Annotated in this window: 19 protein-coding genes; 12 read left to right on the forward strand and 7 right to left on the reverse strand. The window is 50.9% G+C overall.

Annotated features, from left to right (window positions below):
• Nucleotides 1–233 precede the first annotated feature (233 nt).
• A complete protein-coding gene (locus tag EDD53_RS01295) occupies nucleotides 234–884 on the reverse strand; it encodes a response regulator transcription factor (protein WP_123791395.1) in 651 nt (216 codons plus the stop codon).
• 181 nt (nucleotides 885–1065) lie between these two features.
• On the opposite strand from EDD53_RS01295, the gene EDD53_RS01300 reads away from it, so the two are divergent.
• The 7 genes from EDD53_RS01300 (at nucleotide 1066) to EDD53_RS01330 (ending at nucleotide 10550) form a co-directional block, all read left to right on the forward strand.
• On the forward strand, nucleotides 1066–1638 hold the full coding sequence (locus EDD53_RS01300; RefSeq protein ID WP_123791396.1) for a putative pterin-binding protein: 573 nt from the start codon (nucleotides 1066–1068) through the stop codon (nucleotides 1636–1638).
• A complete protein-coding gene (locus tag EDD53_RS01305) occupies nucleotides 1635–4256 on the forward strand; it encodes a PAS domain-containing hybrid sensor histidine kinase/response regulator (RefSeq protein WP_123791397.1) in 2622 nt (873 codons plus the stop codon). The genes EDD53_RS01300 and EDD53_RS01305 overlap by 4 nt, the downstream gene beginning before the upstream one ends.
• Nucleotides 4257–4398: 142 nt before the next feature.
• On the forward strand, nucleotides 4399–5661 hold the full coding sequence (locus EDD53_RS01310; RefSeq protein WP_123791398.1) for an efflux RND transporter periplasmic adaptor subunit: 1263 nt from the start codon (nucleotides 4399–4401) through the stop codon (nucleotides 5659–5661).
• Entirely contained in the window at nucleotides 5658–8762 is a 3105-nt protein-coding gene (locus EDD53_RS01315; RefSeq protein ID WP_123791399.1) for an efflux RND transporter permease subunit, read from the forward strand. Before EDD53_RS01310 ends, EDD53_RS01315 begins: the two co-directional genes overlap by 4 nt.
• A gap of 336 nt (nucleotides 8763–9098) precedes the next feature.
• Entirely contained in the window at nucleotides 9099–9506 is a 408-nt protein-coding gene (locus EDD53_RS01320) for a thiosulfate oxidation carrier protein SoxY (RefSeq protein WP_123791400.1), read from the forward strand.
• Between the two features lie 36 nt (nucleotides 9507–9542).
• Entirely contained in the window at nucleotides 9543–9872 is a 330-nt protein-coding gene (gene soxZ / locus EDD53_RS01325; RefSeq protein ID WP_123791401.1) for a thiosulfate oxidation carrier complex protein SoxZ, read from the forward strand.
• Between the two features lie 15 nt (nucleotides 9873–9887).
• Entirely contained in the window at nucleotides 9888–10550 is a 663-nt protein-coding gene (locus tag EDD53_RS01330) for a Crp/Fnr family transcriptional regulator (RefSeq protein WP_211331573.1), read from the forward strand.
• Nucleotides 10551–10642: 92 nt separating this feature from the next.
• Here EDD53_RS01330 and EDD53_RS01335 read toward each other — a convergent pair whose 3' ends face one another.
• Nucleotides 10643–12142 (reverse strand): CoA-acylating methylmalonate-semialdehyde dehydrogenase, encoded by a 1500-nt coding sequence (locus EDD53_RS01335; RefSeq protein WP_123791403.1) that lies wholly within the window; start codon nucleotides 12140–12142, stop codon nucleotides 10643–10645.
• Nucleotides 12143–12287: 145 nt separating this feature from the next.
• On the opposite strand from EDD53_RS01335, the gene EDD53_RS01340 reads away from it, so the two are divergent.
• The 3 genes from EDD53_RS01340 (at nucleotide 12288) to coaD (ending at nucleotide 14337) form a co-directional block, all read left to right on the forward strand.
• Nucleotides 12288–13178: a LysR family transcriptional regulator gene (locus tag EDD53_RS01340; RefSeq protein WP_123791404.1), complete on the forward strand. Its 891-nt coding sequence runs from the start codon at nucleotides 12288–12290 to the stop codon at nucleotides 13176–13178.
• A 57-nt stretch (nucleotides 13179–13235) separates the two neighbouring features.
• On the forward strand, nucleotides 13236–13670 hold the full coding sequence (locus EDD53_RS01345) for a CBS domain-containing protein (protein WP_123791405.1): 435 nt from the start codon (nucleotides 13236–13238) through the stop codon (nucleotides 13668–13670).
• 172 nt (nucleotides 13671–13842) lie between these two features.
• Nucleotides 13843–14337: a pantetheine-phosphate adenylyltransferase gene (gene coaD, locus EDD53_RS01350; protein ID WP_123791406.1), complete on the forward strand. Its 495-nt coding sequence runs from the start codon at nucleotides 13843–13845 to the stop codon at nucleotides 14335–14337.
• 39 nt (nucleotides 14338–14376) lie between these two features.
• On the opposite strand, the gene EDD53_RS01355 is transcribed toward coaD, so the two are convergent.
• The 5 genes from EDD53_RS01355 to tkt form a co-directional block, all read right to left on the reverse strand.
• The gene (locus EDD53_RS01355) at nucleotides 14377–15027 is read right to left on the reverse strand and encodes a MarC family protein (protein WP_123792352.1); all 651 of its coding nucleotides are present in this window, start codon (nucleotides 15025–15027) and stop codon (nucleotides 14377–14379) included.
• 491 nt (nucleotides 15028–15518) lie between these two features.
• Nucleotides 15519–16520 (reverse strand): type I glyceraldehyde-3-phosphate dehydrogenase, encoded by a 1002-nt coding sequence (gene gap / locus EDD53_RS01360; RefSeq protein WP_123791407.1) that lies wholly within the window; start codon nucleotides 16518–16520, stop codon nucleotides 15519–15521.
• 125 nt (nucleotides 16521–16645) lie between these two features.
• Entirely contained in the window at nucleotides 16646–16786 is a 141-nt protein-coding gene (locus EDD53_RS14750; RefSeq protein ID WP_170162654.1) for a hypothetical protein, read from the reverse strand.
• A 188-nt stretch (nucleotides 16787–16974) separates the two neighbouring features.
• A complete protein-coding gene (gene gap, locus EDD53_RS01365) occupies nucleotides 16975–17976 on the reverse strand; it encodes a type I glyceraldehyde-3-phosphate dehydrogenase (protein ID WP_123791408.1) in 1002 nt (333 codons plus the stop codon).
• Nucleotides 17977–18301: 325 nt separating this feature from the next.
• Complete coding sequence (gene tkt / locus EDD53_RS01370) at nucleotides 18302–20323, reverse strand: transketolase (RefSeq protein ID WP_123792353.1); 2022 nt, start codon at nucleotides 20321–20323, stop codon at nucleotides 18302–18304.
• Nucleotides 20324–20706: 383 nt separating this feature from the next.
• On the opposite strand from tkt, the gene EDD53_RS01375 reads away from it, so the two are divergent.
• Together EDD53_RS01375 and EDD53_RS01380 are read left to right on the forward strand one after the other, a co-directional pair.
• Complete coding sequence (locus EDD53_RS01375) at nucleotides 20707–21264, forward strand: hypothetical protein (protein ID WP_123791409.1); 558 nt, start codon at nucleotides 20707–20709, stop codon at nucleotides 21262–21264.
• Between the two features lies 1 nt (nucleotide 21265).
• Nucleotides 21266–21667, forward strand: coding sequence for a cell division protein ZapA (locus tag EDD53_RS01380; RefSeq protein WP_123791410.1), 402 nt, complete (start codon nucleotides 21266–21268; stop codon nucleotides 21665–21667).
• The last annotated feature ends 17 nt before the right edge of the window (nucleotides 21668–21684 follow it).

A 21684-nucleotide genomic window follows, 5' to 3' on the forward strand; every position in this document is an offset into this window, starting at 1 on the left:
GCGCCCGAGGTCCAGCGGCGTTACACAAATACGCGAAACAGAAAAAGAACATGCGTGCGATGTTGCTAACTTGTTTTGAATTCAGCGTTTTTGCCCTAATTTTAGTCGATCTACATCACCGATCAGTCTTTCGAAAAAGTGGCCTCACAAAAATTTGTAAAGCGCGCTGGTGTCTAGGTCTTACTCTGCATCAGCGTCAGGCAACCTATGCGGCGCCTTGTACAGGTTTGATGCTAAATTAGGCTTTTTTGACGTGCAACGACCACAGCATGTGTGCGATTTTTCGCATCCAATTTGGTACAAATCGAACGCATCTTCATTTTAATGGCCACTTCAGTGCTGTCCGTTTCCGCGGCGATCATTTTGTTGGTTTTACCTTCCGAGACAGCCATCAAAATGAATCGCTCCCGATCATCAATTTGAATTTGCGTATCCGTGATCTTAGCGCCTCGGCGCGACAATGCCATCGGCACAAACTCATTTCCGTCCGCGATCAATCGCAAAGTTGTGGCAAAGCTTTTAAAGGGCTGTTCTTTTGAGATAAATCCTTTGGCCCCTAGTTCGATTGCACGCCAAATAAATTCGTCATCCGACGTGCCTGAAAACACCACCACAGCGCTATTCTTAGCCACCTCTATCACCTGCGACACCGACCGCAGTCCATCCATCCCAGGCATAGAGATGTCGAGCATTATAATATCAAACCGACGTTCATCACTTTGTAGGAGTTCCAGCGTGGCTGTTAAGTTTGAACTGGTTTCGCTCGTAAAATCTGGTTCACTGTTTAACACTGCTTGCAAGGCATCAGCCACAAGGCTGTGATCATCTGCGATCAAAACAGAAATTTTTTCAACGGAACTGGATTGCAAAGGAAACTCTGACACAAGATGCCTATGGGTTAAAAGGGTTCACATAATGATATTCACCCTGTTTAACCGCGAAATCTTTAGAAAATGACAATTTTTATAGCCCTCCAGTTTCGGGATAAAACTAGGATGATTGGCAACCGAAGTATCAAGGTCCGATTTTAGCAAAATTTAATCATATTGGAGCATGCTCATCGGCATGACAAAATATATCTTCGCTCAAATGCTATACGCCCCGCTTTCGAAAAACACATCCAACGCGACCAATGCTATGACAGGCCTAAAAGGCATCTGGCTTTGCGCTTTGACCGTGGTAACTCTCATCATGTCGTCCATGCCCGTGGCAGCAGACGGCCCAGTGCTGTTGTCTGTTATCAACAAATCGACGGATCAAACCGTTCATCTGACTGACAAAGACTTAACATCGCTTCCGCAACAGAGCTTTGAAACAGGCACGACATGGACAGAAGGTACACAAACCTATCAGGGACCATCGCTAAGTTCAGTTTTAAACCTGACAGGGCAGGTTGACGCAAAGGCGCAAATCAAATTTACCGCGGCCAATGACTATGCAAGCATCGTATCCCTTGACCTGATTTCGAACCAATACCCGATTGTCGCAAATCGCATTGATGGCGCAGAGTTTTCGGTCAGGCAAAAAGGTCCGCTGTGGATCATGTACCCTTTTGATACCTTCCCAGACTACAAATCGGAATCTTACTTTTCAGCGGCAGCTTGGCAGGTAATCAAGATTGAAATCATTCCCGAATGAATTTGTTTGCACAGGATGCTGGGTCACCACGGCGCACAGCGATCGACCGGCTGCGATTCACAATTGTGGGTATCGCAGCCAGCATAATGATCGTCCTATTGATCACGATGTCGGCCTTTATCTCAAGTAAGGTGCGTGAATTTTCATTCGCGCGCAGCGACAGTTTGACATGGAATGTCTCGCAGGTAGAGGTCGATTTTCGCAGGTTTCAGGTGGCGCTCGCGCAATCTATAATTCAGTCCAGCCCGTCAATTGCGCTGTCCAAAGCTGATCTCTCGCAAACGACACAAAGCTTCGATCTCTTTTATGCCCGTATCGACGTGATCCTATCGACCTCAAAGTCATATAGCTATGACCCCACCTTGATAGATGACATCGAAAAAATCGTTCAATTCCGCGATACCTTAGTGGAGGATATTGATAGACCAGACACTAAGTTTCAGTCGGATTTGAAACGATGGATGCAAGTCTCTGCAGACATCGAAAACACGATCAGGGGGGTTGTAACACGATCGTTGCAAGATGCGGCTGTACGCCAAGAAGATGCGCGTGCTTCACTTCATTCCGCGTTAGAACGTTATCTGATAATCTCGCTGGCAGTATTGTTTTTTGCCTGTGCGACGATTGCGATCATGATGTATCTGCAGCGTCAAATTTTTCGAAAATCAGAACAACAAAAAAGAATATCTTCTTTTTTAAATAACGTCTTAACCGCCTCACAAGATGTTATATTTATTCTTAACTCGGACTATTGCGTTATTGAATTGAACCCTGCTGCATTGCGGTTCTTAGACTCTGCGCGCGATGATGTGGTCGGGGCATCAATACTGGAAAGTTTCACCCCAAAACGATTGCAAAGCTCCTTTCAAGAGGCATTGGATAGTATCTTAAATCAACCCTCCAACAGTCGAAATGGCGTTGTGCGCAAACAAGTCTGGGCTCGCAAAACTGCAAAAAAACTAGTGCCAGGTGAGCTCACCATGGTCAGAGACGTAGGGCTGAACGGGGAACCAATCCTGATTGGCTTTTTTAGAGATACCTCCAGAGAGCTGAATGCATTGCGCATAACGCGGCGTGCTTTAGGCGCAGCCCGACGCGATGCGGCTGCCAAAAGCCTGTTTTTGGCCACGATGAGCCACGAAATGCGCACCCCATTGCACAGCGTCATTGCCGCGCTCGATATTATAGACGCAGAACCGTTGAGCGCCGCCACCAATGCCTATATCGCACAGGCCAAGCTCGCGAGTGAAACCGCCCTTGCGCAAACAAACAACGTCTTAGACATTACAAAAGACAAAGCGCAGAACAGCCATAAAGACGTCTCGGCATATAAACCAAAAGAAATTATTCAAAATATCTGTACGCAGGTGGATGCTCTTGCGCAAAAACGCCAAACGAAGATCACCTTCACATGGTCTGGACCCGAAACCAATTATGGCACGCCCAAACTTGTCTTAAAAGCAATGTATAATTTGGTCTCAAACGCTCTTAAATTTACGGAAAGCGGCGTCATTACCATCAAAGGCGAAAATGCGATGAGTGAAGGTCGGCTCATCACCCGCTTTGAGGTGACGGACACAGGTATCGGAATCAAAGAGCACCTGTTCTCAAGCATCTTTGAAGACTTCTATTCAGATACATCAAACGGCGATGGCACTTTGCCTGGAACAGGGCTTGGTCTGGGCATTGTTAAGCGTTCTGTTGAAGCCATGGGGGGGACATATGGCTTCTCGTCACAAGAAGGAGTGGGGAGTACATTTTGGATTAGCTTCCCTTCACAGATCACTGGAACGCAGTTGAATGACGGCGCAGAAACACTAAAAATTGACAAAGAGCCACCCGTCGAAAGCCCCCAAGGCGATGTTGCGGCACCAAAGTCCCTGACAATTTTGGTCGTTGAAGACCACGCTATGAATCGCCAGTTTCTTCAAATTATGCTTGAACGTATGGGGCATCATGTGGAAACGGCAAAAGACGGCTATGAAGGCGTGCAATCCGCCTATCAGACCGCGTTTGATCTTGTTCTAACCGACATCAACATGCCGCAAATTGATGGACGAAACAGTGCTGTTTGTATGCGCCTATGTGGCAAATCCAAACACGCCTGCATTATCGCGGTGACAGCACAAACAACAATGGAAAACGAGGAAACATTAGATATTTTTGCCGATGGCATCGATGGCATCATCACAAAACCGTTCACACAGACGCAACTTAAAGATCGCATTTCAGAGATCTTACAAGAACGTAATGAAGCCCTCGAAGACCACCCTCAAACAGAGCAGCCGCAACATCCGCAACAAGAACTGATTGATATCGGCATGGATCCCGCTGAAATCGCGGATATGCTCGATGAAGCCGTTACAGATGCACAGACCCTACAGGCAAAGTTGCAGCCTGCGCTGACAGATCCACAGGGTGTCGATTGGACCAAATTGGCATCTGAGGCACATTATGCGGCAGGTGGACTTTTTGCCCTTGGCGTCCACGAAATGGGATCCGTTTTGATCGCAATCGAAGTCGCTATAAATGCGTCGAATGAACGCCGTTTGCAGGGATTGATGTGGCTTCTAGCAGCAGAAATCGCTGCGCAAAAATCCTTAGAGCGGGTCTCATAAGTCTCTTGGGAAAACCGCTTAGCTGCGGCAATTTTCTTAAATTTTATCGTCAAAAAACGACAAAAAAATTAAATACACTGATGCAAAATTTTCTGCGACGGAAAAGACAGGTTGAGCCGTATCCATTAAGAACGGTTCGCCAATGAAAGCTATATCTGTGCGCAAAAAAATCATTTTTATCAGCCTCGCCGCCGCAGCCCTATTGGGGTTGTATGCCTTTTCTCTCGGACGTCCCGATGCTTCGAAAGCTGGACAAGAGACGGCGGAAGGGCAAGCCGAAGCACCGCGAGATCCTGCTGCGGGTCAGCGCCGCGCAGGTGGTGGAGGCGGACGCCAAGCCACAACAGTGATCACCCAGCCGCTTGAACTTCTGCCCTATCTTACGGTGTTAAACGCAATGGGTGTTTCGTCTTCCGCGCAAAGTGTTGAAGTCGTCGCAAGTGCCGCAGGTGAAGTGGTCGCACTTGATATTGCCGCCAATACGCGGGTCGAGGCGGGTGATGTTTTGCTGCAACAAGATGCGCGCACACAGTCATTGAACCTTGAAATCGCGCAAGCTCAATTGGACCAAGCCACTGAAACCGTGGCCCGTTATGAACGTTTGCGCGCAAACGGCAGTTCCACTGTGACGGACGTGACCCTATCCGATGCTCGCATTGCGCAGCGGCTGGCTGAGGCCAATGTGGGTCTCGCCGAAATTGCCTTAGAAGATCGCACAGTCCGCGCGCCCATCGCGGGTAAGTTGGGACAAAGTGATGTCGAAATCGGCGACACTTTGAGTGCCAATTCCGCAATCGTGACCATCGACAATGATGCCGCGCTGCAAGTGACATTTGAATTGCCTGAGCGCGCCATCTCAATGTTATCTGATGTTTCCACAGTCGCAGCCAGTACGCCAAGCTTCATTGGGCGTGTTTTTGACGCCGAAATCCTATCCTATGACAGCCGTCTCGATAGTGTCACCCGATCTGTCACAGTCAAAGCGCAGATCGATAACAGCTCTGGCGAATTGTGGCCTGGTATGACCTTTTCGGTACGAATTGAAAAAGAAAGCGAACCGACCGCAGCAATTGCATCAACTGCGGTAACTTGGTCTCGCGATGGGGCGAGTGTCTGGATTGATGCGCAGGGCAAAGCACAGCAGGTGCCGATCACAATCGTGTCTCGCCGTGACGAAACAGTTTGGATTGATGCTGATATCGAAGAAGGTCAGCCTATCGTGACCGAAGGCGCACATAAATTGCGCGAGGGCGCGGCCCTTCAGGCGCAATCGGCATTTCAACCTCGCGGTGAGCGCCCTGAACAACCCCCGCGCAGTGACGACACAGCTTCACGAGAGCTTGCGCCCGAAACGAATAAGCAGGGCGACACGCCAACCCCCACAGCTGGTGAGGACAGATCATGAGCACGCCAAACAACACCGCACAAAAAGCGGGAAAATCTGGCATGGCCGATCTTTTTGTTGGCCGTCCCCTTTTAGGTATCGTACTGAACTTACTGATTTTAATCGCGGGCCTAACCGCGTTGGGGTCTGTTGATGTGCGAGAAATGCCTAATGTGGACCAACCTGTCTTGTCGGTGCGCACTCAATATGAAGGCGCTGTGGCCAAAACGGTTGACCAAGAGATCACGCAGGTTTTGGAGGATGCGCTGAGTGCGCTTGAGGGGCTGACCTATATGGAGTCCACTTCCTCTACAGGGTCCAGCCGCATCACAATTGATTTGTCAGATAGCACTGATGTGGATGTGGCAGCAAATGAAGCACGTGAAATTGTTGCCGCGACCCTGCGCCAACTGCCAAGCAATTTAGAAGACGACCCAACAGTTTCCAAAAGCGACAGCAATGCCGATGCCATCGTACGCTTGGCCTTGCTTGGCGATGCCAGTTTTGACGAATTGACCGAACTGGCGGAAACCACCATCTATGATCGCCTTTCAACCATTGATGGCATTGCAGAGGTCACCGTTCTGGGCGCGCGCTCAAATGAGTTTCGTGTCTCTTTGGATATGCGGTCCTTGTTCAGCCGCGGATTGGTTGTCTCTGATGTCACCAATGCACTGACCACTTTGCGCGATGATACGCCTCTTGGGTCTTTAAGCACTGACAGTCAGACTTTGGCTTTACGGGTCGGAAATGCCGATGCGACAGTTGAAACCATTGAAAACGTTTCGATAAACCCGACCACCCGCGTGTCAGACGTGGCTTTTGTTCAACTTGTGCCAGAAGACAATGACGTATCTTCGCGCGTGAATGGTCAATCTGCGGTCAGTATTGATATCACCCGCCAATCCGTGGGCAATACGTTGACGATTTCTCAAGCTGTAAATGAAGCTGTGGTTGAATTGCGTGAAGTCCTGCCAGAAGGCATCGAATTGGTAATCACAGCCGACGACGGCATTTTTATCGAAGGATCAATTGACGAGGTGGTGAAATCCATCGGCATGGCGACTGCCATCGTTGTGGCTGTGATCTTTGGCTTTTTGCGCTCGCCTCGTGCCACGATCATCCCTGCTGTCACGATCCCAGTGTCATTGGTCGGTACAATCGCTGCGATCTGGCTGACAGGATTTTCTGTCAACTCCATTAGTCTGTTGGCACTTGTTTTGGCCACTGGGATGGTGGTCGATGATGCGATCGTTGTCATCGAAAACATCGTGCGCAAGCGCAAACAAGGCCTTGGTGCTTTCGCGGCTGCTGCCGAAGGGACCAACGAAGTGTTCTTTGCCGTGATTTCAACGACAGCCACCTTGGCGGCCGTGTTTATCCCGATTTCGTTTTTGCCAGGTCAAGCGGGGGGCGTATTCAGTGAATTTGGCTTTGTTTTGGCCTTTGCTGTTACCTTATCGTCTCTTACAGCACTCACTTTGGCGCCAGTCATGGCGGCATTCTTGGATCCAGGAAAACCCGGCAAATCCACGGTTGAAAAGATAAAGCCAAGCAAAGCCTCGGAAATGTTTGATCGGATCATGGACCGCGCCATCAAAGCGCCAGTTGTGGTGGTTTGTGTTGCGCTTGCATTTGCAATGATCGCCTTGTTCGCATCGCAAAACATATCATCGACGGTGACACCTCAAGAAGATCGCGGATTTTTCTTGATACAAGCGCGCGGCGCGTCAGACACAACGGTAGACTACCTTGACACCCAAGTTGACATGATCGAGGACATCCTTGATCCCTACCGCGAGGAAGGCCAAATCGAGGCTATCCAAAGCATCATCGGGATCGGTGGCGGCACCAGCGCTTTTATTATCGTGCGCTTGCCACTTTGGGCGGATCGCGATTTTTCCCAGTCTGAATTGGTCGCAGAAATCAGCGCAAAATTAGGGTCTGTTCCTGGCGTGCAGGTCAGCGCGCGCACAACCAACAGTTTGAATATTCGGGGCGCGGGCCAAGGTCTTGGTTTTGCCGTCACTGGTAAAAATGTCGATGACATGACCGAAGCCGCAGATGCATTGGTTGCTGCTATGGCTCAAGACGACACGTTTTTGAACCCACAGCTGTCTGGGGATCGTGTGCAGGTGGAATATGAGGTCCAAGTCGATCCAGAAATGGCCAGCGTATTCGGGTTAAGCGAAGCGGAAATTACCCAAACCATCAGCACGATGATCCAAGGCAGAGTGCCTGTGACCGTCTTTGAAAACGATACAGAAACCGATGTAAATGTCGTGCCTGCGGGGCCGCCAATCGACGATCCCACCGATATTGAATCTATCTTCTTGCGTCTGCCAAGTGGGGGGTATGTGCCTGTGTCATCGGCCGCAACAATCACACCCGTGGTCAGTAAATCGGCGATCACACGTCTGGGCGGCACACTTGCGGTCCAAGCACAGGCCAATCTCGGTGAAGGTGTTGATTTGGGCACTTCGATGACGCGGCTGACAGCTTTGGCTGACGAGATATTGCCAGACAATATGGGCATTACCTTCACTGGTGAAGCGGCTTCATTGTCGGATGGGCAATCCGCTATGTATAAGGTGTTTGGCATTGCCATCTTGATCGTTTTCCTTGTGCTTGCTGCGCAGTTTGAAAGCGTTGCAAGTTCTGTCGTGATCATCTTGACGGTGCCCTTCGGCTTGGCCGCTGCGCTGTTTGCGATATATTTATCTGGCGGTTCGCTGAACTATTACAGTCAAATTGGCTTGGTCATGTTGATTGGGGTGATGGCGAAAAACGGGATTTTGATCGTCGAATTTGCCAATCAGTTACGCGAAGAGGGGCAAGACATTGACAGCGCCATTCGGGATTCTCTGCGCTTGCGTATTCGTCCTGTTATGATGACCATGGTCTCGACTGTTTTCGGTGGTTTGCCACTCGTATTGACCTCAGGCGCGGGGGCTGAGGCACGTATCGCCGTTGGTTGGGTCATTGTCGGAGGCTTGGGATTTGCCACGATCTTCACGCTATTTTTGACGCCTATCCTGTATCGCTACATCACGGTCTGGGCAACAGAACCTGGTATGGCGACGAAACGTCTGCGACGCGAAACCTCGCAAGCCACATCCTGAGCGCGACATGGCAAGCCCCTTCAACATAGCTGTTGCCGGAAATAAAACGTTCTTGGCAAAACATGATAGGAGATTGACGATGAAGACGTGAGGGGCGCCATTTGCACTGGAAAACCTGCCAAGTTTTCCTAAGGTTCCAAGGGCGCGTTTAGGCCTGTTTCAGTTCGCCAATTGGCACATATGAGGCCATTGGCAAGGGGATATCTTCGGCGGGATGCACTGTGCATGGCGTTTGCGGTGATGTGAAACAATTCTCTCACTCTGTCCTTGCTACTTGTTGTTTCGCTCGTCTAGGCTCATCATGGGCCTGAACGGCTGGGTGTATAAGGAACGACTATGAAACTCACGCGACGCGATGCTTTGACACTTGGGTTGGGGGCGACGGCTGCATCATTGCTGCCAACGCGGGCCAGTTCTGCATCGGCGGATGCCATTGCTGAGTTTACGCATGGCGCTGAAATTGGTCTGGGCGATATGACCCTGCATGTGCCGAGCAAAGTTTCCGTCGGCGCGGAGGTTCCCATTCAGATTACGGCGACTGGGGCTGTTTGCGTTCTTGTTTTAGCCACAGAAAACCCGCGTCCAAATGTGGCGACCTTTAGCTTTGGTCCTATGCTGTCCGCTCAAACCGTGACGACCCGTATCAGGCTGTCTAAAACCCAAGACATTATCGCCATAGCGAAAATGGATGATGGTCGGTTCGTGAAAAGTCAATCCAAGGTTGCGATCACGCAAGACCTGTAGCTGACAGAAAACCAACGCAAAAAGGAGCTTTGGCCAATGGCATTAGGTGTTATTCCGCATGTGGATCTGCCGCAATCTGTTGCGATTGGCGAAACTGTTGTGTTGAAAACCTCAATCACGCATCCGATGGAATCTGGCCTGCGCAAAGACAGCAATGGCAAGGTTATCCCAAGATCTATCATCAATCGTTTCTCATGCGATTTTAACGACCAACCTGTGATAGACGTCAAAATGGAAGCCGCCATCGCGCAAAATCCGTATTTCGAATTCACCGCTGTGGTGCATGAGTCTGGTACTTTCACATTCCGGTGGTATGACGACGATGGTGATATCTATGTTGAAACGAAAGATATCGCCGTTGTGTAGCAATGAGATTTTGGAATGAAAATGGACTGGATCGATCGGTTTGCGGGGCTGTCTTCGTTGGATGCGGCTTTGCGCGATATTTTGGTTTCGAAATCCAAAATCGTTACCCTGCCCAAAAATTCTGTGTTGTTTGGCCCCTCCAAGACGCCTGACAATTTATTGCTTCTTTTGGACGGCGTGGTGCGTGTGCAGCAGGTCAGCGAAGCAGGTCGCGACATCGTGCTCTACCGCGTATATGCGGGGGAAAGCTGCGTTTTAACAACGGCATGCTTGCTGGCATATGATGATTATTCCGCTGAAGGGATCGCAGAAACCGAAGTCGAAGCCGTGGCCATTCCGCGTGTTGTGTTTGATGATCTTGTGGCAGGCTCAAAGCCGTTTCGCAATTTTGTTTTCTCTGCCTATTCGCGCCGTATCACTGATTTGTTTCACGTCATCGAAGAAATCGCCTTTCAAAAGGTTGATATCCGCTTGGCGCATAAGCTGGTTGAATTGGCTGGCTCTGACGACAAATTGGTCGCCACACATGCGCAGCTGGCCGCAGAATTGGGCACCGCGCGCGAAGTGATTTCGCGCCAGTTGCAAGAATTTCAACGCCGTGGATTTGTCACCACGGCACGCGGCTCTGTCACCTTGACCGACAGGGCGGCATTGGCTGAGCTGGCACAGTCAAAATAGCGCCGATTGCAAATGCACATATTGTATATCTGCAAGAAAAAGGGCGGGCATCCGATGGATACCCGCCCAAAATGTTCGATAAGTGCAAGAGTTTAATCGAGTTCTTTAAACGCCATTGCAGCGCCGTCTTTGATGCCAGAGAACCAGCGCGCCGTGACGGTTTTGGTTTTGGTGTAGAATTTGAACGCATCTGGGCCGTATTGGTTCAAATCGCCGAAGGCTGATTTTTTCCAGCCGCCAAAGCTAAAGTATGACAAAGGCACAGGCACAGGGAAGTTGATCCCAACCATGCCAACATTGACGCGCGATGCAAAGTCACGGGCAACATCGCCGTCTGCAGTGTAGATTGCAGTGCCGTTGCCGTATTCATTGTCCATCACCAATTCGAGCGCTTCTTCATAGCTGTCTGCGCGGTAGTTACATAGAACTGGGCCAAAGATTTCTTCTTTGTAAATGTCCATGTCTTTGGTGACATTGTCAAAGAGTGACGGTCCGATAAAGTAGCCATCTTCGTAACCTTGCAAAGTCAAACCGCGACCGTCGGTCACCAGTTTTGCACCTTGTTCAACACCTGATCCAATCAAACCTGTGATGCGTTCAAGCGACGCAGGGGTGATGACGGGGCCGTAGTCTACATCGTCACCAGACGTGTATGGGCCGACTTTCAACGCTTCGATACGTGGAACAAGCTTGTCGATCAATTTGTCGGCAGTCTCTTTGCCAACAGGCACCGCAACCGAGATCGCCATGCAGCGTTCGCCAGCGGCACCAAAACCCGCACCGATCAAAGCGTCTGCTGCTTTATCAAGGTCCGCGTCAGGCATGATGATCATGTGGTTTTTCGCACCACCGAAACACTGGGCACGCTTGCCGTTTGTTGCCGCACGACCGTAGATATATTGCGCGATTGGCGTTGAACCTACAAAACCGACAGCCTGAATAGTGTCGTTGTCCAGCAGAGCGTCAACAGCTTCTTTATCGCCATTCACAACTTGCAAAACGCCATCGGGCAGGCCCGCTTCCGTCAACAATTCAGCCAAACGGAGTGCTGTTGATGGCACGCGCTCGGAAGGTTTCAAAATCATTGAGTTGCCGCAAACAAGGGCAGGGGCCATTTTCCACAATGGAATCATCGCAGGAAAGTTGAACGGCGTAATGCCCGCAACCACACCCAAAGACTGGCGCATAGACATCAAATCGATGCCTGGACCTGCGCTGTCCATGAATTCACCTTTGAGCATCGCAGGCGCGCCCATGCAAACTTCGACAACTTCTAGGCCGCGCTGCACATCACCGCGTGCATCAGGCAGAGTTTTACCGTGCTCGCGTGACACCAGTTCAGCCAACTCGTCCATGTGCTCGTTGATCAAAGCACCAAACTTCATCATGACGCGTGCGCGACGCTGTGGGTTGACTTTGGACCACGTTTTTTGAGCTTCGGCAGCTTTCGCGATGGCTGCATCAATTTCTGCAGGTGTCGCCAGTGGGAGTTTACCCAAAACTTCGCCGGTCGCCGGATTGTAGACGTTTGAGAAGCGGCCAGATGTGCCCTTAACGTGTTCGCCGTTGATGTAATGCGTAAATTCTTTCATGGGATCCTCCTTGAATCTTTGATCCACTTTACTCTTGCATAAATGCGGCAAAAAGGGGCAAGTTCTCAAAAACGAAATGCAAAAATGCAAAGGTTTGGTGACGCATTTTTCGGTAAAAAGGCACCAAATCATAAAGGTGGGACTGATGAATTGGGATGATATTAGGGTCTTTTTGGCCGTCGCGCGCACCGAAAGCCTATCTGGGGCTGGGCGTGGGTTGAAAATGGACCCTGCTACAGTCGGGCGACGTATTGCGCGTTTGGAAGACAGTGTCGGGGTGACGCTTTTTGCGAAATCACCACAAGGTTATGAGCTCACCCGTGACGGGGCGCGTTTGCTGGCGCATGCCGAAGAGGCCGAAAAAGCTGTCACTTTGGGAACCTCCGATTTGGAAGGTGGTGGCGAAACACTGTCTGGTGTGATCCGCGTTGGAGCGCCTGACGGATGTGCGAACTTTGTCTTGCCGCGGGTTTTGGCACGTATTGCGGCGTTGCATCCTGATTTGGAAGTGCAAGTCGTCGCGCTGCCAAGGGTGATCAGCCTGTCTAAACGTGAAGCAGATATGGTGATTTCAGTCAGCGCGCCGCAAACGGGACGCCTTTTGGTGCAAAAGATCACGGATTATCACCTGTCTTTGGCCGCCATGCGTTGGTACCTGCGCCAAGAAAACGAGATCACAACATTGGCTGATATCAAAGATCACAAAGTTGTCGGTTATGTGCCTGATCTGATTTTTGATAAAGAACTGGACTATCTCGACACTCTGGGCGTTCAGCGCTTAGGGGTGTCTTCCAATTCGGTGTCTGTGCAGCTGAACATGGTGAAAGCTGGTCTTGGCGTTGGTGTTGTGCATGATTTTTGTCTGCCGCATGTCCAGCGTATGGTGCGGATTTTGCCGAATGAATTCCGTCTGCAGCGTTCGTTTTATCTGATCCGTCACGCCGATGATCGCAAGGTCGAACGTTTGTCGCGCTTTGCGGAACTATTGGTGAGCGAAATGAAAACTGTGGTGGAGGAGCTTGAAGGAGAAGCTTGACAGAAGCTCTTTCGTAACAGACCCTTAACACAGGAGCGGGGAATTGAAGGAGAACCTATGTTAGTTGGTCAGATTTTAAAAGAAAAAGCCATCACCCAGACGGTGACCATCGCGCCAGATAAAACGATCGCCGATGCGGCAGAGATTTTGTCGTCCAAGCGCATTGGCGCGATTATCGTTCAATCTGGCGGGGCTGGCTATGATGGAATTCTGTCTGAACGCGATATTGTGCGCGAACTTGGAAAAGTCGGCGCAGAGGTTTTAAACCTAAAAGTATCAGACCTCATGACGCAAAAACTGCAAGTCTGCGCCCCCGATGATACGGCTTTGGCTGTGCTTGAACGCATGAGCACAGGGCGGTTCCGCCACATGCCTGTCATCGATAAGGGTGACTTGGTTGGACTTGTCTCTATCGGTGATGTTGTTTCAGCACGTTTGGCTGAGCTCGCGATGGAAAATTCCGCGCTTGAAGGCATGATTATGGGGCATTGATGCCCTTTTGACTTTCACGGTTGCTCCAAACAGGCGTCGGGTTTGCTCTGTTTGGGGCATGCGGTTTTTGCTGTAGGGCGTAGAGATTTGACCTGATAGGCCGCACATGTCTGCTAGTGCTTGCAATTTGTTACACAATATTGTTGCTTGCGATCATTAAAGGGAGATTGCAATGCGCATTGGACTATATCCTGGAACCTTCGATCCAGTCACGCACGGGCATTTTGACATCATTCGTCGTGGTTGTGCTTTGGTGGATCGCTTGGTCATTGGTGTTGCAATCAATCGCGACAAAGGCCCGCTGTTTTCGCTCGAAGAGCGTGTGGAAATGTTGCAGCCCATGTGTGCGCGACTTTCCGATGAAACAGGCTGCGAAGTTGTGGTGCACCCGTTTGAAAACCTATTGATCCAATGTGCCGCAGATGTGGGGGCGTCAGTGATTGTACGTGGTCTGCGTGCTGTTGCCGATTTTGAATATGAATATCAAATGGTTGGCATGAATAGGGCTTTGGACGATTCCATCGAAACAGTGTTTTTGATGGCCGAAGCGCGTCACCAAGCTATTGCGTCGAAACTGGTGAAAGAAATTGCCCGACTTGGCGGGGATGTGTCAAAGTTCGTTGCCCCTGATGTTGAGGCACGCCTTTTGCACAAATACAAAAGCTAACGCGCTATTGATGTCTGCCTGCGATGGATCGCGCCCTGATTAAAAAGGCGGGATAACACCAATCGCGACAAAGCCTTGCAAAACCGTATCAACTGCCACTGCGGCCAAAACCATGCCCATAACACGGCTGACAATGGCCGCCCCTGTGTCGCGTAAGACTTTCAAGATGGGCGCTGCTGCCAGCAAAATAATCAAGGTGATCAGCAAAACCACGGTCATAGTTGCCGCTGTCATTGCTTGATGGGCAATGGAAAAACGGTCGTTATCTGTCAACATGACCACGGCCAGCATCGCGCCAGGCGAAGCGATTGACGGCATGGCCAGCGGAAACACTGCCACGCGGCGCGCGAGTAGCGCTGGCGACACCGATTTGGGTTTGCTCAGGTTTTCTTCTTGGGCGGGTTTCCCATCGCCAAAAATCATCATCATCGCAAATAAGAATAGCACCATGCCGCCCGCGATTTGGAATGAGGGCAGACCCAATCCCAAAGCATCGAGCACGATTTGGCCAAACATAATGAAGACCAACAAGATGACAAAAGCAACCACTGTCGATCTGATGGCGACAGAGCGCGACAAGCGTGGGCTAAGAGACGCCGTCGCCGCGATGAAAACGGGAAGGGTGCCGATTGGATCAATGACCACCCATAGGGTGATGAATTCGCTCAGTATCGTTTGAAAATCAAGCATTTTAACGGGCATCACATCTGTCTAAGGTCGGGGCGGGGCATGCGGGTGGCGTTTGATATATAAGGGGTTCGGCCAATCTATCAACGCAGTTTCCCGTTATATTGAAACTATTGCGCAATTCCTTTTCAACAGTGATGCTGTTGCCACCTGATATGAAAAAGCCCCGCACTTGGCGGGGCATTTCCAAAGGTCTCGACGTCAGTCTTTATAGGAATTTACCCATGAGCTGCGGCTGTATCTGACATACGGTTACAAAAAAGCCCCGCACTTGGCAGGGCTTTTCCACAGGTCTAGACGTCAGTCTTTACAGGAACTTGCCCATGAGCTGCGGCTGTATCTGACATACGGTTGCGAAAGTCCTGCTTTAGCAGGGTTTCCACAGGTCTAATCGTCAGCCCTTATAGGAACTTGCCCATAGCGACGGCTGTATCTGACATACGGTTGAGAAAGTCCTGCTTTAGCAGGGCTTCCACAGGTCTAATCGTCAGCCCTTACAGGAATTTACCCATAGCGACGGCTGTATCTGACATACGGTTAGAGAAACCCCATTCGTTGTCGTACCATGTCAAAATCCGTACCATTGTGCCTTCCATGACCTTAGTTTGGTCTGTGTGGAAGATGGATGAATGGGGATCGTGGTTGAAGTCGGATGAAACGAGAGGCGCGTCGGTGTAGCCAAGTACGCCTTTGAACGGACCGTTGGCCGCGTCACGGATCAACTGATTTACTTCTTCGATAGTCGTGTCACGTGCCGCTTCGAATGTGAGGTCTACAACAGAAACATTCGGTGTGGGGACGCGGATAGAAACGCCGTCGAGTTTGCCGTTCAATTCTGGCAAAACAAGGCCCACAGCTTTCGCAGCACCCGTGGATGTCGGGATCATAGACAAAGCTGCCGCACGTGCGCGGTAGAGGTCTTTGTGCATCGTGTCCAAAGTCGGCTGATCGCCCGTGTAGGAGTGGATCGTGGTCATAAAGCCTTTAACGATACCGATGTTGTCGTTGAGAACTTTGGCCACAGGGGACAGACAGTTGGTTGTGCAAGATGCGTTGGACACAACGATGTCGTCGGCAGTCAATTGGTCGTGGTTCACACCAAACACGATGGTTTTGTCAGCGTCTTTGCCTGGCGCAGAAATCAACACGCGGGAAGATCCGTTATCAAGATGCGCTTGGCAGGCTTCTTTGGATGTAAAGATGCCCGTACATTCCATGACCACGTCAACATCTGACCAAGGCAGGTCCGCAGGGTTGCGGATGGCTGTCACTTTCATCGGGCCGCGGCCCACGTCGATGGTGTCTTCAGTGTGGGTCACTTCGAAAGGGAAGCGGCCGTGGACTGAATCATATTGCAATAGATGTGCATTGGTGGCCACTGGGCCAAGATCGTTGATTGCGATCACTTCGATGTCTGTACGACCAGATTCGATGATGGCACGCAAAACATTACGACCGATCCGACCAAATCCATTGATTGCGACTTTTACCGCCATTTCAGCAACTCCTTGACGCTATAATTCTGACAGCCTTACTGTCCTTTGGCAAAGGTGAAGGCACCTTTTGCGTTAACGCTAACATCGCTATTCAGCCCAAAAGGTCAACCGAAAAAGCAGTAAATTTAGCGCCAAAATGCCACGAGATCACTCAAAGACATGAATTTTCGTGCTAAAAATAATGAAGCCGCGCCGCTATTGAACATGATATCAAGCGCGACCGAGATCACGATGAGTAAAGCTAAAGCTGTTGAAAGGCGGTCCATTTGGCAGTGTCCTTTTTATCGTGGATACCATGACGTAAGCGCAAAAGGATGAAAAGCCCGCCACGTGTAAAAAATAATACGGTTCCAGTCGAGCTGCTAGTGGGGCTGCCAGTTGGGCTGTATGGCCCACAAAAAATCCCAGCGATCAAACAATCACTGGGATTTTGCGATTTAACCGGTCGTGACGTTTAGTGCATCAAGTGGCCCATAGCGCCTGCCACGTCTGCCATACGCGACGAAAAGCCCCATTCGTTGTCGTACCATGCCAAAACGCGCACAGTCCGCCCTACGACCTTGGTCTGATCAGGTGCGAAAATGGAACTGTCTGAGGTATGGTTGAAGTCGATGGAGACCTTTGGCTCATCGTCATAGCCCAAAACCATGCCCATGTAGCCGTTGGCGGCTTCGCGCACGATTTCATTGATATCGTTGACGGTGACGTCTTTCCCAGCTTGGAAAGTCAAATCGACAGCGGATACATTTGGTGTCGGAACGCGCATAGATGTGCCATCAAGTTTGCCTGCAAGTTCGGGCAAAACCAGACCAAGCGCTTTTGCTGCACCTGTTGATGTCGGGATCATCGCCATTGCGGCCGCACGCGCACGGTAAAGATCATTGTGACGACGATCCAAGGCGGGCTGGTCGCCCGTGTAAGAATGGATTGTTGTCATGATGCCGCTTTCGATGCCCACTGCATCGTTCAACACTTTTGCCAAAGGCGCTAGGCAATTGGTGGTGCAAGAGCCGTTGGAAATCATGCGCTCATCGGCCAGCATATCGCGGTGGTTCACACCGTATACAACCGTGCGGTCCACATTGGTCGCAGGCGCAGAGATAAGCACTTTTTTCGCACCGCGATCCAAGTGAACAGCCGATTTTAAACCGTCATTGAATTTGCCTGTGCATTCCAAAACGACGTCGACACCTTCCCAATCCAATTCCTGTGGATCGTAGGTGGACATCACTTTGATCGGGCCACGGCCCAAATCCATTGTATCGCCCTCAACACGGATATTACCGCCGAACCGACCATGGACTGAATCGTATTTGAGCAAATGCGCGTTGGTTTCAATCGGGCCAGTTGCGTTGATTTTTACAACTTCGACATCGTTGCGCGCGGCTTCGGCGATATGCGCCAATGTGCAGCGTCCGATGCGGCCAAAGCCGTTGATCCCTAGGCGAATGGTCATTTGCGTGTCTCCTGGTGCTCTCTTCGGCGACGGGGGTCACCGCTCAGATTTATGCGATCTCGTGACAGGCTTTGGGGGGCCGCCCTTGGCCTGTCTTGGTTCGTATAGGGGAAGGCTGGTGGTAAAAAAAGACGTTTAGCGCCAACATGTTAGCGTAAACATGGGGTGGTTGCGCTAACAGGTGTGATCTTGGTGTCAGATGGGATGTGAAAGGGGGGATTGCTCGCTGCGCGCATTGAAGACATCAAAGATCAACATGTATTTTCCACGAAAAAAGCCCGCGCAATCTTGCACGGGCTTTCCAATTCGTTTTCTGTGAGATGGCTTATGCCAAAAGGGCTTTGACCTGCGCCACCACGTTTTCAGCAGTGATGCCGAATTTCTCATAGAGCTCATCAATCGGAGCAGAGGCACCAAAGCGATCCAAACCAACAAAGGCTTGTTTTTGCTCACGCCCACGTTCGCCCAAGAGCAGTTTGTCCCAACCGCCAGCGCGTGCGCCAGCTTCAACACCAACACGCACAGGGCCTGCTGGCAGAACTTTGCGGCGATAAGCCAGATCTTGCTCTGCGAACAATTCCATACAGGGCATAGAAACAACGCGTGTGCCGATGCCTGCCTCTTGCAAAATGTCGCGGGCTTTCATTGCGATTTCGACTTCAGACCCTGTTGCGATCAAGATCGCTTGGCGTTTGCCATCAGAATCGGCCAAAACATAACCGCCTTGTGCGACCAAGTTTTTCACTTTGTGGTCTTTACGCAAAGTTGGCAGGCCTTGGCGTGTGAGCGCCAAAACCGTTGGCGTTTTTTGCGATGTCAGGGCGATTTCCCAAGCTTCAGCCGTTTCCACAGTATCACATGGGCGGATGGTCAATGTGTTTGGTGTGGCGCGACAAATGGCCAAATGCTCAACAGGCTGGTGTGTTGGGCCGTCTTCGCCAAGACCGATGGAGTCGTGGGTCATCACGTAAGTGACAGGCACTTGCATCAAAGCAGACAGGCGCATCGCAGGGCGGGCGTAGTCTGTGAAACAGAAGAATGTGCCACCGTAAGGACGCACACCACCGTGCAGCGCCATGCCGTTCATCGCAGCCGCCATACCGTGTTCACGGATGCCGTAGTAGATGTAGCGACCTTTGCGGTTGGTCTCGTCAAATGTACCCATATCCGCAGTCAATGTGTTGTTTGATCCTGTCAAATCAGCAGAGCCGCCGATGGTTTCAGGCAACACGGGGTTGACCACTTCCAACACCATTTCGGATGATTTGCGTGTGGCAACCTTCGGGGCGCTTTCGGAAATTTGCTTTTTCAAAGCGCGGATGACTGAGGACAGTTTGTTGGGCGCTTCGCCTGCAAATGTGCGGGCGAATTCGGCTTTGCGGCGGTCTGATTGTTCATCAAGGCGCGCTTCCCATGCGGCACGTTCTTCGCGACCACGTGACCCGATGGCTTCCCACTGTGCTTTGATCTCTGCAGGCACTTCAAATGGCGCTGCTGTCCAGCCGTAAGCTTCCTTCGCGGCTTTCATTTGATCCGCATCGGTCAAAGCGCCGTGGCCTTTGGATGTGTCTTGCTGTGCATGGCCCAAAGCGATGTGCGTTTTGCACGCAATCATAGAAGGCTTGCCTGTGTTTTTCGCGGCTGTGATCGCGGCATCGATTGCCTCTGGATCGTGACCATCGATTTCTTGCACATGCCAACCTGCAGCTTTGAAACGCTGAGGCTGATCTGTGCGATCAGACAGATCAACAGTGCCATCAATGGTGATGTTGTTGTTGTCCCAGAACACGATCAATTTGCTGAGCTTTTGACGACCAGCAAGCGCGATTGCTTCATGGGAAATGCCTTCCATCAAGCATCCATCACCCGCAATACAATATGTGTAGTGGTCTTGCAGTTTTTTACCGAAACGCGCGCGCAAAGTTTCTTCTGCGATGGCAAAGCCAACAGCATTGGCAATACCTTGTCCCAATGGGCCTGTGGTCGTTTCAACGCCGTCCAACAAGAAGTTTTCAGGGTGACCCGCTGTTTTTGCGTTCATCTGCCTGAAGTTTTTCACTTCTTCCAATGGCATTTCCGCATAGCCTGTGAGGTAGAGCAAAGAATAGACCAACATGGACCCGTGGCCCGCTGACAAGATAAAGCGATCACGATCGTGCCACAAAGGGGCAGAGGCATCGAATTTCAGGTGCTTTTCAAACAAAACTGTTGCCACATCAGCCATGCCCATTGGCATGCCTGAGTGACCTGAGTTTGCGGCAGCAACTGCATCTAGTGTCAAAGTACGGATGGCTGCAGCGCGCATCCAGTGTTCAGGGTGCGCCGTGCGCAGTTTGGCGATGTCCACGGGTGGATCTCCTTGCTCGAACTTGGCGACTGTGCCCCCGAAAAGGCTTTCAATGGTCACAGCCATTCGCATTTGGTGATAACGATGTTCGGCAAAAGTGCAAGCCAGACAGTCACGATTGCGCGTATAGTCAGCGTATTTTAGTCAGCTTTATGGTCGCTTTTCGGCAAATTTTGCCCAAGCAGTTGGTAAAGCTTCTGTCATAGGCTATCTTGCGAATCGAACGGTCTTTGTTTTTCAATGACCTATGTCGTTTTGTTCAGGTTGAAACCTGCGTAAAGCAATCTGCCTTTAACTGTATTTTAGGGGCCGAAGCATAGGGCCAATTGATGTAAGCAATTTAACTATGGCCGATATAAGACTTAGGTGACAGGTATGTGGCAATGAGCGAAATTTCCCAATTTGAAACACGGATCACGGCAGCCCTTGAACGTATCGGACGGGCGGTTGCCATGGCCGAAGAACAAGCCGCAACTGCGAATGGTGGCATTGCCTCCGAAGAAATGGCCGCAGAGATGGGCCGTTTGCAAGAAACGCTGGAGGCTGAGCGCGAAACCAATGCGCAGCTTGAGCAACGCGTGCGCGCTGTGCATGAGAAACAAGAAAACCATGTGGCCGCATTAGAGGCCGAGGTGGAAACCCTGCGCACGCAAATGATCGCACATGACGCTGAGTTGCAAAAGCTGCGCAGCGTGAATGGGCAATTGCGCGAAAATAACACCGCGCTGCGTGAGGCAAATATCAATGCTATGGGGGATCCGTCTTTGGTCAATACGGCTTTGATGACCGAATTGGCTGCACTGAAAGCGGGCCGCGAGTCGGATTTGGCTGAACTTGGTGCGATTTTGACAGAGTTAAAGCCCTATGTTGCGGATAGGCCCGCAAGCGTTTCAGCGACTCCAGCACCTGACATGACGCAAGCCCCGCAAGAGGAGGTATAAGATGCCAGAGATTAAAATCACCATTGGTGGGCGTGAATTTGAAGTGGCTTGCCAAGAAGGCGAGGAACATTTTTTGAAATCTGCTGCGCAGTTTTTGGACAATGAGGCGACCGTTCTATCAAGTCAAATCGGCCGTTTGCCCGAAGCACGTATGTTGCTGATGTCAGGCTTGATGCTGGCGGATAAGACTGCTGGCATGGAAGAACAGATGCGCGCCTTGGAGGCCAAACTTGGCGCTCAAGAAGCTTTGATCGAAGAATTGCGCTCTGCGCCCGCACCTGAACCTGAACGGATCGAAGTGCCTGTTGTGCCTGCCGAAGTGAATGACACATTTGCAGAACTGGCGGCCCGTACGGAAGCAATGGCAGCAGCCTTGGAAGACCGCGTAGGCCTGTCGTCTTAAGCGCAGGCTTTCAGACA

Origin of the sequence: Pacificibacter maritimus (assembly GCF_003814915.1) — a bacterium.
GTDB lineage: Bacteria > Pseudomonadota > Alphaproteobacteria > Rhodobacterales > Rhodobacteraceae > Celeribacter > Celeribacter maritimus.